General features: G+C 36.4%; 17 protein-coding genes. 8 read left to right on the plus strand and 9 right to left on the minus strand.

What is annotated here, in order from left to right; translation table 11 throughout:
* Nucleotides 1–55: 55 nt before the first annotated feature.
* Together Q4496_RS06865 and rpoE are read right to left on the minus strand one after the other, a co-directional pair.
* The gene (locus Q4496_RS06865; protein WP_303610129.1) at nt 56–685 is read right to left on the minus strand and encodes a sigma-E factor negative regulatory protein; all 630 of its coding nucleotides are present in this window, start codon (nt 683–685) and stop codon (nt 56–58) included.
* A gap of 77 nt (nt 686–762) precedes the next feature.
* Nucleotides 763–1,341: an RNA polymerase sigma factor RpoE gene (rpoE, locus tag Q4496_RS06870; RefSeq protein ID WP_215971355.1), complete on the minus strand. Its 579-nt coding sequence runs from the start codon at nt 1,339–1,341 to the stop codon at nt 763–765.
* Between the two features lie 231 nt (nt 1,342–1,572).
* On the opposite strand from rpoE, the gene nadB reads away from it, so the two are divergent.
* Nucleotides 1,573–3,228, plus strand: a complete 1,656-nt coding sequence (nadB, locus tag Q4496_RS06875; protein ID WP_215971356.1) for an L-aspartate oxidase — start codon at nt 1,573–1,575, stop codon at nt 3,226–3,228.
* Here nadB and Q4496_RS06880 read toward each other — a convergent pair.
* Both Q4496_RS06880 and Q4496_RS06885 read right to left on the minus strand, forming a co-directional pair.
* Entirely contained in the window at nt 3,203–3,601 is a 399-nt protein-coding gene (locus tag Q4496_RS06880; protein ID WP_303610130.1) for a protein YgfX, read from the minus strand. The genes nadB and Q4496_RS06880 overlap by 26 nt on opposite strands.
* A 31-nt stretch (nt 3,602–3,632) precedes the next feature.
* Nucleotides 3,633–3,905: a succinate dehydrogenase assembly factor 2 gene (locus Q4496_RS06885; RefSeq protein WP_215971383.1), complete on the minus strand. Its 273-nt coding sequence runs from the start codon at nt 3,903–3,905 to the stop codon at nt 3,633–3,635.
* 198 nt (nt 3,906–4,103) lie between these two features.
* Here Q4496_RS06885 and ygfZ point away from each other — a divergent pair, with 198 nt between their 5' ends.
* Entirely contained in the window at nt 4,104–5,084 is a 981-nt protein-coding gene (gene ygfZ, locus Q4496_RS06890; protein WP_303610131.1) for a tRNA-modifying protein YgfZ, read from the plus strand.
* 80 nt (nt 5,085–5,164) lie between these two features.
* Nucleotides 5,165–5,659, plus strand: coding sequence for a peptidylprolyl isomerase (locus tag Q4496_RS06895; RefSeq protein WP_215971359.1), 495 nt, complete (start codon nt 5,165–5,167; stop codon nt 5,657–5,659).
* 177 nt (nt 5,660–5,836) lie between these two features.
* Here the strand turns inward: Q4496_RS06895 and Q4496_RS06900 are convergent, their stop codons facing one another.
* Both Q4496_RS06900 and Q4496_RS06905 read right to left on the minus strand, forming a co-directional pair.
* Nucleotides 5,837–6,190, minus strand: coding sequence for a DUF1428 domain-containing protein (locus Q4496_RS06900; RefSeq protein ID WP_215971360.1), 354 nt, complete (start codon nt 6,188–6,190; stop codon nt 5,837–5,839).
* A 583-nt stretch (nt 6,191–6,773) separates the two neighbouring features.
* On the minus strand, nt 6,774–7,256 hold the full coding sequence (locus Q4496_RS06905; protein WP_215971361.1) for a YajQ family cyclic di-GMP-binding protein: 483 nt from the start codon (nt 7,254–7,256) through the stop codon (nt 6,774–6,776).
* Between the two features lie 145 nt (nt 7,257–7,401).
* On the opposite strand from Q4496_RS06905, the gene Q4496_RS17985 reads away from it, so the two are divergent.
* Nucleotides 7,402–7,800, plus strand: a complete 399-nt coding sequence (locus Q4496_RS17985; RefSeq protein ID WP_215971362.1) for a VanZ family protein — start codon at nt 7,402–7,404, stop codon at nt 7,798–7,800.
* Nucleotides 7,801–7,807: 7 nt separating this feature from the next.
* Entirely contained in the window at nt 7,808–8,791 is a 984-nt protein-coding gene (locus Q4496_RS06910) for a ketopantoate reductase family protein (protein ID WP_215971363.1), read from the plus strand.
* A 41-nt stretch (nt 8,792–8,832) separates the two neighbouring features.
* On the opposite strand, the gene thiI is transcribed toward Q4496_RS06910, so the two are convergent.
* From thiI to pomA, 3 genes are all read right to left on the minus strand, one after another.
* On the minus strand, nt 8,833–10,287 hold the full coding sequence (thiI, locus tag Q4496_RS06915; RefSeq protein WP_303610132.1) for a tRNA uracil 4-sulfurtransferase ThiI: 1,455 nt from the start codon (nt 10,285–10,287) through the stop codon (nt 8,833–8,835).
* A gap of 159 nt (nt 10,288–10,446) precedes the next feature.
* Nucleotides 10,447–11,388, minus strand: coding sequence for a flagellar motor protein MotB (locus Q4496_RS06920; RefSeq protein ID WP_215971365.1), 942 nt, complete (start codon nt 11,386–11,388; stop codon nt 10,447–10,449).
* Nucleotides 11,389–11,415: 27 nt separating this feature from the next.
* The gene (gene pomA / locus Q4496_RS06925) at nt 11,416–12,183 is read right to left on the minus strand and encodes a flagellar motor protein PomA (RefSeq protein ID WP_215971366.1); all 768 of its coding nucleotides are present in this window, start codon (nt 12,181–12,183) and stop codon (nt 11,416–11,418) included.
* Between the two features lie 245 nt (nt 12,184–12,428).
* Between pomA and xseB the strand changes: the two genes are divergently transcribed.
* The 3 genes from xseB to dxs are packed head-to-tail and all read left to right on the plus strand — an operon-like array spanning nt 12,429 to nt 15,490.
* Entirely contained in the window at nt 12,429–12,695 is a 267-nt protein-coding gene (gene xseB, locus Q4496_RS06930; RefSeq protein ID WP_215971367.1) for an exodeoxyribonuclease VII small subunit, read from the plus strand.
* A complete protein-coding gene (ispA, locus tag Q4496_RS06935) occupies nt 12,692–13,582 on the plus strand; it encodes a (2E,6E)-farnesyl diphosphate synthase (protein WP_303610133.1) in 891 nt (296 codons plus the stop codon). Before xseB ends, ispA begins: the two co-directional genes overlap by 4 nt.
* 33 nt (nt 13,583–13,615) lie before the next feature.
* The gene (gene dxs, locus Q4496_RS06940) at nt 13,616–15,490 is read left to right on the plus strand and encodes a 1-deoxy-D-xylulose-5-phosphate synthase (protein ID WP_215971369.1); all 1,875 of its coding nucleotides are present in this window, start codon (nt 13,616–13,618) and stop codon (nt 15,488–15,490) included.
* The last annotated feature ends 106 nt before the right edge of the window (nt 15,491–15,596 follow it).

Below are 15,596 nucleotides of genomic sequence, written 5' to 3' on the forward strand. Positions count from 1 at the left end.
TCATTATACTTAAGTTACTCACGTTTCATATAGGGGGAGATCAAAGGTTTGCTTTCTATTGAGATTTTTCTAATTCTTTGTCCATCTCAGCAAGACTTTCCTTCTTATCTGTTTTTCTAACTTCACTCAACTTAATTTGTTGCTCATGATCTGATAATAAAGCTTGAAAACGTCTTTGTTGCTCAATTCTTTGCTCAAGTTCAGCCTGCTGTTGTGACTTGGTATTTTGCTGATAATTAAAGCTTACTGGGTTAGCAAATCCACCTAACGGTTTAGTTTGTACTATTTGACTTGGCATAATAACTTCATTGGTATCCGCGGTATTTTGCTGTACTCCAATAATCATTAATCCTGCTGCCGAGGCTGCAATAGCGAATTGTCCTGCAGGTTTTATCAGCTGGATAACTTTAGCTTTAAATCCGGTAGCTGCATTATTATTGGAAGTATTAGGCGCTAATACTGTTGGTTCATCTGCAATTGCTGATGCTATTTGTGCCGATAAATCTAACTGTAATGCTGCTGGTACTTCATTGCGCATTACATCACCGATTAAATGATAGTTCTCCCAGGTGTTTGCTAAGTTTTCATCCTTGAGCATTTCGTCAATAGTCTGTTCAGACTCTTGCTCAGGAACACGATAGTTATCAACTATAGATGATATTGTCTCAAACTTACTTTCACTCATACTTTAACCTTTTAATTCACACCTAAATTGGTGTTAAAATTGATAAACTTTCGTTTAACTAGCCATTATTACGCAAGTTAACTTTTTAGTAATGGTGTGATTTTTTTATCTATCACATCACGTGCTCTAAAAATTCGCGAACGCACTGTACCAACAGGGCACTCCATAATGGTTGCTATTTCTTCGTAACTTAATCCTTCAATCTCTCGAAAATTTATTGCCATTCTCAAGTCATCAGGTAGTTGCGCTATTGTATCGAAAATCACCTTTTTAATTTCTTCAGTAAGTAATACTTTTTCAGGTGAAGCATTTTCTCTTAGCGCTTCCCCTCCATCATAAAACTCAGCATCTTCTATTTCAACATCATTACTTGGTGGTTTTCGACCTAAAGCGACACTATGATTTTTTGCACAGTTCACTGCAATTCGATATAGCCAAGTATAGAATGCACTTTCCCCTCTAAAATTAGGTAAGGCTCGATAGGCTTTAATAAAAGCTTCTTGTACGATATCTGGCACATCACTGTGATTACTTACATAGCGCGACACTAAGTTAGACACTTTATGCTGATATTTCGTTACTAACAGGTTGAAGGCGTTTTTATCCCCTTGCTGAACCCGCTCAACCAATGCTTGGTCGACGTTCTGTTCGCTCATTTGAGCCATTTCTCCTAAATATACTCTACAAAAAATTCAGAGTAAAAAATCATTTTACACATTTGGCTCATAACAAACGCATAAATTAAGACTACGGGTTCTAGAAAAAGTTCTATTTAATTTCATTTATTTCTATTTTAGTCTCAATTCATACTTGCTAGCTCTATTATCAAACGCTAATTAACGTTAATATCGTACTATAATAACTGATTTTACTTAACATTCGTATATATGAATCAACAAAACAATTGTGACGTTTTAATTATTGGCAGCGGCGCTGCTGGTTTAACACTTGCCTTACATTTAGCAAAAAATGCAGATGTCGTTATTTTGAGCAAAGGTCCATTAAATGAAGGATCGACTTATTATGCTCAAGGTGGTGTGGCAGCCGTTTTTGATGAAAATGATAGTATTGAAGATCATATTTCAGACACTCTCGTTGCCGGTGCTGGCATATGTGATGAAAGTGCGGTGCGATATACAGCGGAAAGTGCAAAAGCATGCCTTGATTGGCTCATTGAGCAAGGTGTTAATTTTGATAAAGAAGATGACACTCAAGGCGAAGCTAAATACCATCTAACAAGAGAAGGTGGTCATAGTCACCGCCGTATCCTTCATGCCGCAGATGCTACGGGTAAAGTTATTCAAACAACTTTATCAGAGCGAGTTAAACAGCATTCGCGTATTCGTATTTTTGAACGTTACAATGCAATTGATCTTATTTGTGATCATAAGGCCGACTCTAAACAAGCCGATGATAAAAAACAGTGTATTGGCGCTTATATCTGGAATAGAAATACAGAAAAAGTTGAAAGTATTTATGCTCAAAAAACTATTTTAGCAACAGGCGGCGCAAGTAAAGTTTATCAATATACCTCTAATCCTGATATTGCAAGCGGTGATGGAATTGCAATGGCATGGCGAGCGGGCTGTCGTGTAGCAAACATGGAATTTAATCAATTCCATCCTACTTGTTTATTTCATCCTGATGCTGGAACCTTTTTGTTAACAGAAGCGTTACGTGGCGAAGGAGCTAAACTAAGACGACCTGATGGTAGTCGCTTTATGCCGGCTTTTGATGAGCGAGCAGAATTAGCACCTAGGGATATTGTCGCCCGAGCGATAGATTTTGAAATGAAACGTTTAGGTGTTGACTGCATGTACCTAGATATAAGTCATAAACCTGCTGAATTTATTAAACAACATTTCCCTACTATTTATCAACGCACCAAAGATTTAGGTATTGATATCACTAAACAGCCAATCCCTATTGTACCCGCAGCACATTATACCTGTGGTGGCGTCATGATAGATCAGCATGGTAGAACTGACGTTCCTCAACTTTATGCTATTGGAGAGATGTCTTATACTGGCTTGCATGGCGCGAATCGTCTAGCGAGTAATTCATTACTAGAGTGCCTAGTTTATGCACGAGCCGCCGCTTTAGAAATTAGCGGTTCGTTAACCCATAGCAACTCTTTTATTGACTTACCACCTTGGGATGAAAGTCGAGTAACAGACTCTGATGAAGAAGTTGTTATTCAACATAATTGGCATGAACTACGCCTATTTATGTGGGATTATGTTGGTATTGTTAGAACCACTAAAAGACTTGAACGAGCCTTGCATCGCGTAGAATTATTACAACAAGAAATTCAAGACTATTATCGAAACTTTAAAGTTAGTAATAATTTACTCGAATTGAGAAATTTAGTACAAGTAGCTGAGTTGATTATTCACTGTGCGCTGAAAAGAAAAGAAAGCCGAGGTCTACACTATACCTTAGATTATCCGGACACCTTACCTGATGCAAAACCAACGATACTGACAACTAAATTAAACTCAATTAAAAGTGTAGTGCCTAAGGTTGACGATTTAATTGAGTAATAACAGTGACTAATCGAGAAAAATCTTGTTCACTTAGACTATCACGGTAAATAAAAAGTGCTTTATTTTTACTTACCTTATCATCATCAAGCATTAAACTCACTTTAGTGATGGGCTGTAAAATTAACCAACAGCCCAAAAAACTAAAGCGGCTACTTTTTGATAGTTGATAGTCATTCCCTTTAAGAGAACAAATCCCCGCTTTACTTAACTCAAAGTTTACATCCGTAACACATTGAACTGATTTACTTGATAGCCAAAAGCCAAATAAAAATAACGTAAGTACAATAACAACTAATGCAAGATGATAAGCATAAGTAAACAATAATATGGGTAACAGAAGTATCGCAACAAATCCTCCCACGTATAACATAGGCTGATAACGTGAACTTCTAACGCATATATTATACTTTAACGCGGTTGAGAATAAGTTGCACCATGGTGTTAAGTTCTTGGTCTTCACAAGCCTTATGCCCCATAAACCAAGCGAATAGATCTGGATCTTGCTCGGTCAGTAAACGTTCAAAAACGTATTGTTGTTTCGATGTTAAATTATCATAAGCTTCATCAACAAACGGTATAAATAGTACATCTAGCTCTAGCATACCACGACGACAAGCCCATCTTAGTCTTGCTTTATTGACTATAGGTTGAGGATTTTTTTCTAGAGAGCTCATTGATGTTGGCATAGTAATTTACCTAAAGTGATGTTCTAAGGATTAACCGTTTTGCTTTAACGTGTTGTTTAGTAGAATACATTGTAACAATAACAGCTGTTTTACCGCCAATAAATTGTGTGTTTTTTGCAACTAAACTTGATTTATTGCTCTTTCACCCTTATTTATCTTTTATTAACCACAGCATAGGCTTTTCTTATGTCAATAAACCTTGAAGCAAACTCCCCTACTCTAGAGCAATTACCCGACACTTATTTAGTTTCACTAAATCATTATAGTGCTATTGCATTAACGGGTGAAGAAAAGAGCAAGTATTTGCAGGGACAAGTCACTTGTGACGTAACCATAAGTACAGAACATAGCTTACTTGTTGGTGCACATTGCGATGCTAAAGGCAAAACATTCAGTGTTTTTCGCTTATTAAATAGAAACGACGCACACTTATTAATTCAGCCTGAATCGAGTATTGAGTCATCAATGGCAGAACTAAAAAAGTTTGGTGTTTTTGCCAAGGTTGATATTTTAAAAGCTGATGACTTAGCGATTTTTGCATTAATAGGTGATGACGCTGAAACTATATTAAAAAATAATTTTTCACGTATCCCTGATAGTTTAAACCCCGTAGTACAGTCAGACTCTACAACACTGGTTTATATTTCAGGCAGAATAACTCGTTACTTATTAATTGATTCAACCTCCAGATTAGAAAATATTATACAAGGCATCAATTTACCTGTTTACTCTAATAATATCTGGAATTTACTCGAAATCAGTGAAGGTTTTGTTCAGTTATCTCATGAAAGCAGCGGTGAATACGTTCCTCAAATGCTTAACCTACAAGCTATTCACGGTATCAGTTTTACTAAAGGCTGCTATTTAGGCCAAGAAACTGTCGCTCGTATGCAATATTTAGGTAAGAATAAAAAAGCCCTGTTTTCATTAACTACTCTTCTGAATCAGCCAGTACAAAATGATGATATAATTGAAAAACAATTAGGCGAAAACTGGCGTAAAGCTGGTGATGTATTATCTACATATCAAGCTGATGATGGTACATGCTATATCCAAGCTGTATTAGGGCATGATGTTGATAGCTCAACTCAATTAAGAATAAAATCACAACCTGACGCTAAGGTAGCAGTTGAAACATTACCTTATTCGTTAACGGTTGAGGAATAGAAAAATCATACTTAAAACGTTAACTTAATCTCTTAACGTCTAAACTTAACTTTAAACTCAGTTTTAACATTGGACAATATATGAAAATTACCAACAATTCAGTAGTCGTAATGCACTACGCAGTATCAGACAGCGAAGGTTCATTAATCGACAGCTCTTATGATGATAAACCTATGACTATTATTCAAGGCTCAGGTTATCTGATTGAAGGCCTTGAAGAGGCATTAATCGGTCATCAAGTTGGTGATCAATTTAAAGTTGATGTAAGCGCAGATAAAGCTTACGGTGAACGTCATGACGACTATGTACAAACAGTACCAAAAGAATTACTGCAAGGCGTTGAAGATTTAACACTGGGTACTCAACTGCGTGCTAGTACTGATGATGGTGAGCAAACAGTTATTGTAATCGATGTTACAGACGATGAAGTAACTGTTGATGGTAACCATCCATTAGCTGGTATTGATTTGAGCTTTGAAGTCGATATTTTAGAAGTACGAGAAGCAACTGAAGAAGAGCTTGCGCACGGCCATATTCATGGCGAAGGTGAAAGCTGTGGGCATGATCACGATTAAATAACAATTTAACTCATAGGTAAAGTTCGAGTTACAAGCCTTCAACATTTAACTAAGGTGGCATAACTCAAACTTTATCTAGTAGATTCCAAAGACCTTTTAACGAGCCACTTCAAGTTCAAAGCCAGCCAGGTTATTGGCTTTTTATGTTCCTTGTTAATTAAATGGCACTCGCAACTATTCCTCTATAATAACTTCGAAGCCACCGTATATTAAACGCTTGCCATCAAAAGGCATTGGATTTTGCTCTGGATCCATCCTAGGATCTTCCATAATGGCTTCCCAACCAGCATCACGTACTTCCTTCGTCGGCCATAATACAGATGAAAATACTACCGTTTCATTGTTGCCGCAATGAACAGCCATAGGGAAGGATGTTATATCGCCATCAGGAACATTATCCCCCCAAGTTTCAGTGACTTTCAGTGCACCGTGATCTTTAAAAACAACCGCAGATAACTTAGCATGTTCAATATATTTTTCTTTATTTTCTGTTGGGACTGCAGCTACAAAACCATCTACATAAGACATATATAACCTCTGTTTAATATTTTTATGGTTTAAATTCACATAGACATGATGACTTCCCCAAAAGGCTAGTCTCCATATCTGAGATTAACTTAAAAAATCAAAACCATAATTAGTTTAGTAAAGAACTGAAGCGTAGGCCAGTATAAATAACCACGCCCTAATTTTTATTGAATTAGGTACACTGAAATATTGACTAAACTGCCTATTTTAAAAGATTTCTGTAGTGCTAATGCCAATCTCACTAGCTATGTGAGCATTTCTACTTGCTAAAACCACCAACCACATCGTTATTTAATAATTAGAACAACTAGTTATTAAATAAATTCCTTATATTTGGCAATTTTTTCTACATATAAAATTGCTCACTTAATTAATGAAGCTGATATAAAACAGAGTCGTTTGGGTAAATAATTGATGTGAAATGACACTAGTTCGATAAGGTGATAAAGGTGGGCAACGCCTAGATGATATTACTGTAGTAAGGTTTGACTCAAACACAGAAACTAGCAATGCTATATCGAGTTTGAGCCACTACAACGAATGACAGAAACTCGATAAGCTAAAATTAAAATCTATATGGAAATTAATCTTTAAAGTTAGTAAACTGAAAAGATTGCTCTAAATCAGCTTCTCGCACAAAACGCATTACCGCTTGTAAGTCATCACGTTTCTTTCCTGTAACGCGAACTTGCTCACCTTGAATGGCCGCTTGTACTTTAAATTTTTCTCCTTTAATAAGCTTAACAACTTTTTTGGCTACGTCTTGTTCAATTCCTTCTTTAAAGGTTACTTGCTGGCTCCAATTTTTACCTGTTGCAGAAGCAGCTCCTATTGTCATCGCTTTAGCGTCAACATTACGCTTAGTTAATTGACTACGTAACATGTCACAAAGTTGTTTTAGTTGAAAATCACTTTCAGACTTTACTGTTACTACAGGTTTTTTCCATTCAAAACTTGCATCTACACCACGAAAATCAAAGCGAGTTGATATTTCTCGATTGGCATTATCTACCGCATTACGTACTTCTTCTAAATCAGTCTCAGAAACAATATCCATTGATGGCATAATTATTCTCTTTCAATTAAATTATTATTGTCCCTATTATACCTAGCAAAAAAAGCCAAACAAGCAGACCTCACGAGAATTTTTCATCCACAAACGCTGAGGACATGGTAATATTAAGGCCTTATTTTTTTAAAATGTATACCTTGTGAAAGTACGACATCACCTAACTTTTTTTATCTTCGTTTTCTGCTGTGGGATAGCCCTATTTTTTTCTCATGAATTATTACTACCTGATGCCCTAACAAGAATAATATTTCGCTCTCCGCAAATAGATACTATTGGTCATTTTATTAGCTTTTTCGTTTTAAGCTGGTTAGCGATTTCAGTAATAAAGCTATCATTATTAACTACTTTTTTTACGCTATCTTGCTATGCTGGGCTCAGTGAGCTAGGGCAATATTATTTAGGGTTTCGTAATGGTGAGTTTAGTGATTTTTTTGCTGATATAGCGGGGATCATTTTATACATACTGTTTAAAATTGCTTATTTTCGATATAAATCATTTATGATTCAGAGAATAAAAAACAACAAGCTTCAAAGGTAACATTTAGTTGAAAAATATTATTATTGTTGGGCAAGGCGCGATAGGCTTACTTTGGTATCATCATATTTTACAGCTGATAAATAACCACGGTGATTATAATGAAGCACGGCTGCATTTGTTACCCTCGAAGAGAACCGATTCAACTTCTCCTTCAGCTAAGCCGCGGTCTAATAAGACATCAACAAATCAAATAACCATGTCCTATGATCAATATTCTTTTACTGATCATAATGGTTTAGTACATCAGGGTAAAATTAATTACGCGCAAACTGAGGATATTGAGCAAGCTGATCTCATTATTTTTTGCGTAAAAGCTTTTCAAATATCGTTAGCACTGGATAATATTGCAAATAAATTAAAAAGTAATATTACTATTGTACTTGCTCATAATGGTATGGGAACCTTGTCAGAGCTATCGCAAAATATAATCAAGCACCAGAATATTTACGCATTACTCACAACACATGGTTGTTTGCGCTCAGCGCCTTTTACTGTGACACATACCGGAGTTGGTTCAACAGATATTGGTTTACTTTCAGGTGTGCCGAACTTAGCACAGCAAGAATCACTGACAAAATTATTAAATACCGCCCTACCTCAAGTAACATTTCATCAAGAAATCAATAAAAAACAATGGTTAAAGCTAGCAATCAATTGTGTTATTAATCCATTAACTGCAATAAACGATATCAGTAACGGTGAAATAAATAATGCTGAATATTCATCAACAATTTTAATATTACTAGAAGAAGTAGTGGCTGTAGCTGATGCTGAAAAGGTGAATTTAGATTTAGCAGATCTTAAAATAATAGTGAAAAATGTAGCACAAGCAACCGCTAAAAATAGCTCTTCTATGCGTTGTGATATTACCGAAAAACGTACGAGTGAAATAGATTACATTAATGGCTATATACATCGCTTAGGTATAAAACACAAACTTGCCACACCAGAAAATACTAAAATGTGGCAAGCGGTTAGCGCGCTAAGTTAAGGTGCTGACCTAATACGCTAATTTAAGAACTAAACTTGCTTTTACGGACGATATACCTTTACGTTACTGAAACCGTTATCAATCAGGTAAAGAGCTTGTAGCTTACTCATGACCCCGTGATCACAGTAAAGTAGGTAATCTTTACTCATATCTAAATCACCAAACTGAGTGGCAAGTTTATAAAAAGGGATATGTTTAACTTCAACATTATCTAAGCTTAATGGCTTATCTTCTTCTTCTTCTGGACTACGAATATCAACCACAACAGCATTGCCTGGAATATTCTCTACTAGGTCAACTGCGTGAATTTCTTCTTCGGTCTCTTTACCAATATCACGAATATCAAAAACACGGGTCTCGCTAATAACTTTATCCAGAATATCAAAATCAAAATGACCTTCTTCTTCTTCAACTTTAGATAATACCGCTTTTACTGTCGGTTTCTTTGAAATAACACCGCAATACTCAGGTATAGTTTTCGCAAAATCTTCTGTACCAATATCACGAGCTATATCAATAATATCTTGTTTATCATAAGCAGCTAATGGACGTAAAATAAGTGTGTCTGTTACTCGATTAATAACGTTTAAGTTAGTGAGTGTTTGACTAGACACTTGCCCTAAACTTTCGCCCGTCACTAGCGCTTGAATTTTACCTTTTGCAGCTATTTTACTCGCGGCACGCATCATCATACGTTTAAGTATTACGCCCATTTGACTGTTTTCAACTTTTTCTAATATTTCAGCCACAACAGGTTCAAAGTCAACAGCAAAAAATTTAATCTTGTGAGACGCACCAAACTTATTCCATAAATAATAGCTAACTTGCTTCACCCCTACTTCATGAGCAGAGCCACCTAGATTAAAGAAACAATAATGAGTTCTAGCCCCTTTTTTAATCATTTGATAACTAGCAACCCCTGAATCAAAACCACCAGACATTAAAGACAAAACGTCTTCTTGGGTTGCGATAGGAAAACCACCTAGCGCTTTATGACGTTGGGTAACAATAAATAAATCTTTGTTTTTTATTTCTAAACGAATAGTGACATCAGGTTTAGTCAGTTTAACTTTTGAACTTTCTACTGACTGATTTAAACCACCACCAACATATTGCTCTACTTTCAGTGAATTAAAGTCATGTGTACCCGTACGCTTTACACGAACACAGAAAGTTTTATTTTCAATCGTCTTAGCATGAATGGCTAAAGTTTTTTCATAAATATCATGAACATCAATAAATTCTGACTGCTGAACTTCTAAAAACATCGGTACACCTGGAATACACTTAAGTGCTTCCACTAAACGTTCACGGTTTTCAGAACTATTATCTTTAGTATTTACTTCGATGTTATCCCAGTTCATCCGCGTGGTAACTTTTTCATCAATGCGGCGTAAAACATTTTTAATATTCGATTCTAAGATCTTGGTAAAACGCTTACGAACAGGGCGAGATTTAATGGTGATTTCAGCTTGCAGCTTTACGATAAATTTCATCGATGTTGGCCTAATAAATATAACAATAAGAATAATGGCGCGCATTATATACCCAAACCACCTCAAAATGCGAGTTAAGGCAATATTGAGTACCAACAAAAAAAGCTGTCCTCATTACGATGACAGCTTTTCAACATAACTAAGGTTATACCTTAATTTTTATTGTAGTACTTGAATAGGTTCGCTCTCTTTTGGCTTACCTTGATTAATGGCAATTTCAACACGGCGATTTCGTCGACGATTCAATGGGTTAGTATTTGGTACTAACGGACGAGTGTCTGCGTGCCCTGCAACAACTAAACGTGTTTGATTAAACCCTGGTACTTTAATTATTTCATGTGCAATAGCAACCGCTCTTTTACTAGATAAATCCCAGTTTGAGTCAAATAACTCTGAATCTATTCCACGGTTATCAGTATTCCCTGAAATCATAATTTCACCTGGAATTGTATTCAACAACTCACCTATTTGTCTAATAATAGGTTTGAATTTAGGCTGTAAAAAAGCAGAGCCTGATGGAAATGAGCCGTTCTCTCGAATACGGATAATAACTTGTTGGCCTAGTGACTCTAATTCAATAGCACCATCTTCAATTTGCTCTTCAAGTTTATCCGCTATTTTTTTGACCAATTCATTAACTTGATCTTGTGCTGCCTGCTCTATTTGCTCTTGTGCTTTTTGTAACGCTTGTTCAGATAAGGCATCATCAGTACTCTGTGATTTTCCGCCTCGTTCGCTACCACGTTGCTCTTGACGTCCACCAGCCGAGTTTTCTTCTCCCGCTTCAAACTCCAACATTTGCTGAGTTATTTCCATGGTTTGCTGCTGAATAACTTCTATTGGTGTTGGCTCCGGTTTACCAGGTCTAAACTCCTGAGCAATAATACTTGTCCCTTTCGGAATATCTTTTGCTTCAATTTTATTTTGTACCCCAAAAGCAAATTTCATTGATCCGGCAATTTGTTTAAACTTTAGTACATCCATTTCAGAAAAAGATAACAATAGAACAAAGAAACACATTAACAACGACATAAGATCGGCGAATGTTCCCATCCATGCAGGTAGCCCAGGTGGCGGACATTTACACTTTTGCTCAGTCATAAGTCCTCCCTATTAATAAATCGATTGTTATTCATCATCAGTAGTATTCGTTTGACGCTTACCTTCAGCCAGATAGTTTTTCAATAAACCTTCAATGACTCGCGGGTTTTGCCCATCTTGGATTCCAAGCACGGCATCAAGAATTAACTCTTGATTCATTTTTTCTTCCTCCATGCGCAGTTTTAATTTAGTCGCTAACGGAATAGCAATAACATTTGCTAAGAAGGCACCATAAAGTGTCGTTAACAAAGCAACCGCCATAGCTGGGCCAATAGATTTAGGATCATCCATATTAGCCAACATAGCAACGAGTCCAATAAGTGTACCAATCATCCCCATAGCAGGTGCAACATCAGCTAAAGCCGTTAACATACCAGCACCTTTTTCATGGCGCTCTGTCGTTAGGTTAATATCTTTTTGTAAGGTCGCCCGCACTACATCGGCATCATGACCATCAACAAGCATGTCAACACCTTTTTGCATAAAATTATTGGTTATCTCTGCTTCTTCTAAGGCGAGGAATCCACCTTTACGTGCAGCATCAGCCATATCAACGGCTTTTTCTATTAATTCTTCGGGCTTTTCTAATTTAAATATAAACGCTTTAGCTATAATTTTTCCTATACCAAAAAACTGAGCTATACTGTAATTAGATAACACGATAAATAGTGAACCACCAAAAACAATTAGTACTGATTGGGTATCAGCGAACATCGTAATATCGCCAGACAAAACCATCGCCATAACGAGAAAAGCAATGGCACCAAGGATACCGATTAAGGTTGCTAAATCCACAGAAAAACTCCTAAAGCTATAAAAACTAATTTGATCTAATAAAATAATAGTACATTATGATAAAGCTATTCGCCATTACTTATCCCTTTATATATTAAGTTATCGCCCTAATAGTCAATAACTTAATCGTTAAATAATCACAATATACGCTGAAATATATGAGCACTACATTGACCATTGTGCTTAGCTAAGGTAAGTTTGCGCCTAGAGTTGAAAGCATCTAAGGCATAAAGAGAATATAAAATATGGCCAAAAAAAAATTAGAAAACCTAAGTTTTGAAGAATCTCTTAGCGAATTGGACACGATAGTACAAAATTTAGAGCAAGGGAATTTAGACTTAGAAGAATCAATGGCACTTTTTGAGCGTGGTTTAACATTAAGTAAACTAAGCCAAAATAAGCTACAAACAGCAGAGCAAAAAGTAAAAATTTTACTCGAGCAAAACGGAGAACAACAACTCCAAGATTTTGCGTTAACTGACAATGAGCAATTATCCGGTGATCTTTCGTGAGTAGTTTAGCCAATCATGATGTTTTTCAACAACGTATCGACCAATTTTTAGAGCAGAAACTTGCGAGTTTAACTGTTAACGATAAGAAACTTCATCAAGCAATGCGATATGGGCTATTGATAGGTGGCAAGCGCATACGTCCTTATTTAGCTTATATTACAGGACAAGCATTAGACCTAGATTTAAAAGACGTTGATGGAATAGCTGGCGCAATAGAATGTATACATGCTTATTCTTTAGTACATGATGACTTACCCGCGATGGATGATGATGACTTAAGGCGTGGTCAACCAACCTGTCACAAGGCTTTTGATGAAGCAACAGGAATTCTTGCTGGTGATAGCTTACAAACTCTTGCCTTTGATATTATTGCCAACCACGATTTTTCAGAAGCAGTTAAACCTAAGCAAGTTAAGCTAATTCAGCAACTAATAACGGCCGCTGGTTATCAAGGTATGTGCGGAGGCCAAGCACTTGATTTAGCCGCAACTGATAAAATGATAACCTTAGAACAACTGGAAACTTTACATTCATTGAAAACGGGTGCCTTACTGGAAGCTTCTGTTGCAATGGTAGCCGAATGTAGCCCCAAAATATCACAATCAGAAAAAGAATCCCTAAAAGCGTATGCAAAATTTATTGGTCTCGCATATCAAGTCAGAGATGATATTATTGATATAACATCAACCCAAGAACAGCTTGGGAAACCTTGCGGTTCGGACATTGCGTTAAATAAAAGCACTTACCCAGCCCTACTTGGCTTAGAAGGTGCTCAAGAAAAAGCTGAAAACTTATTTCAACAAGCACTTCAAGCTTTAGCCAGTTTGCCTTACAATACACAATCCTTAGCTGATTTTGCCACCTTTATCATTAAACGTAGCCATTAAGTAGCTAAAAATAAAAACAACTATAGAACAACTATGACCACAAACCTTGCTGACTATCCATTACTTACCCAAATCAACTCACCAAAAGATTTGCGAAATTATTCTCAAGATAAATTACCGCGAATAAGTAATGAGCTGCGTAAATTCCTATTAAATTCAGTAAGTAAAAGCAGTGGCCACTTCGCTTCAGGGTTAGGTACTATTGAACTGACTGTTGCATTGCATTATGTCTACAATACGCCTTTTGATCACCTTATTTGGGATGTTGGACACCAAGCATACCCACATAAAATTCTTACTGGTCGTCGCGATCAACTGCATACTATTAGACAAAAAGACGGATTACACCCTTTTCCTTGGCGTGAAGAAAGTGAATACGATACTTTAAGTGTTGGTCATTCAAGCACTTCAATTTCTGCTGCCTTAGGTTTATCAGTTGCCGCAGAAAAAGAAGGATTAAATAGAAAAACTGTTGCCGTTATTGGTGATGGTGCAATGACTGCAGGAATGGCCTTTGAGGCATTAAATCACGCTGGTGATATTAAAAAAGACATGTTGATCATTTTAAATGATAACGAAATGTCTATTTCAGAAAATGTTGGTGCATTAAATAATCACTTCGCCAAAATGCTATCAGGTAGTTTGTATACAGGTATTAGAGAAGGTGGTAAGCGTTTATTAAATAACATTCCTCCAATTAAAGAATTGGCTAGCAGAGCAGAAGAACACCTGAAAGGTATGGTTGTTCCTAGCACTTTCTTTGAAGAACTTGGCTTTAATTATATTGGTCCAATTGATGGTCATGATGTTAATGGTTTAGTCGATACAATTAAAAATATGCGTAGCCTTAAAGGGCCACAACTGCTACATATTGCGACTAAAAAAGGTAAAGGTTTTCAAGCTGCAGAGCAAGATCCAATAAAATATCATGCTGTTCCAAAATTTAATCCTAGTGATGCACATTTACCTAAATCTAAACCTTCATTGCCAACTTACTCTCAAATATTTGGTGATTGGCTCTGTAAAACAGCGGCTGTAGATAAAAAGTTAGTCGCAATTACCCCCGCGATGCGTGAAGGGTCGGGTATGGTTGAATTTAGTCAACGCTTTCCTGATCAATATTACGATGTCGCCATTGCTGAACAGCATGCTGTCACGTTCGCAGCTGGATTAGCAATTGGTGATCAGCACCCTGTTGTTGCAATTTATTCAAGCTTTTTACAACGTGGTTACGATCAACTTATTCACGATGTTGCCATTCAAAACTTACCAGTAATGTTTGCTGTTGATCGCGCGGGTATTGTGGGTGCAGATGGTGCTACACATCAAGGTTCATTTGATTTAAGCTTTTTACGTTGTATTCCAAACCTTGTAATTATGGCACCAGCTAATGAACGTGAATGCCAATTAATGTTAAATACAGGGCATAAATCAAACACTCCCACCGTTGTTCGTTATCCACGCGGCAGTGGTACTGGTGAAGAATTACCACATATTGATGAAGTGATAGAGATAGGTAAAGCCAAACAAATAATATCGCCAAACGAAAGCAATAATAATATCGCGATTTTAAGCTTTGGTACCATGCTAATTGAAGCAAATAAAGCCGCTATAACACTTGGCGCAACCCTTATAGATATGCGCTTCATTAAGCCACTTGATAATAACATGATTAATCAATTAGCTAAAACCCATAGTACCCTAGTAACTATTGAAGATAATGCAATAGCGGGTGGTGCAGGCTCAGCAGTAAATGAATATATTTTATCGCAAGGTATCGCAATAAAAGTATTAAATATAGGTATTCCTGATCAATTTATTAAGCATGGTACGCAAGAAGAAGTTCATCAAGAGTTAGGCTTAGATAGTTTAGGGATCATTCAAAAAATAAAAAGTTTTATGAACTAGCCGCTAAAAATTAACAATACTGATATTTTTATATGACTTGATTAAGTTAGCGTTCAGTAAAAAATCTATTAAATAAACCTATTAAACAAAAAAGGATAGCAATGGT

The sequence above is a fragment of the Colwellia sp. 5_MG-2023 genome, from assembly GCF_030547795.1.
Lineage (GTDB): Bacteria > Pseudomonadota > Gammaproteobacteria > Enterobacterales > Alteromonadaceae > Colwellia.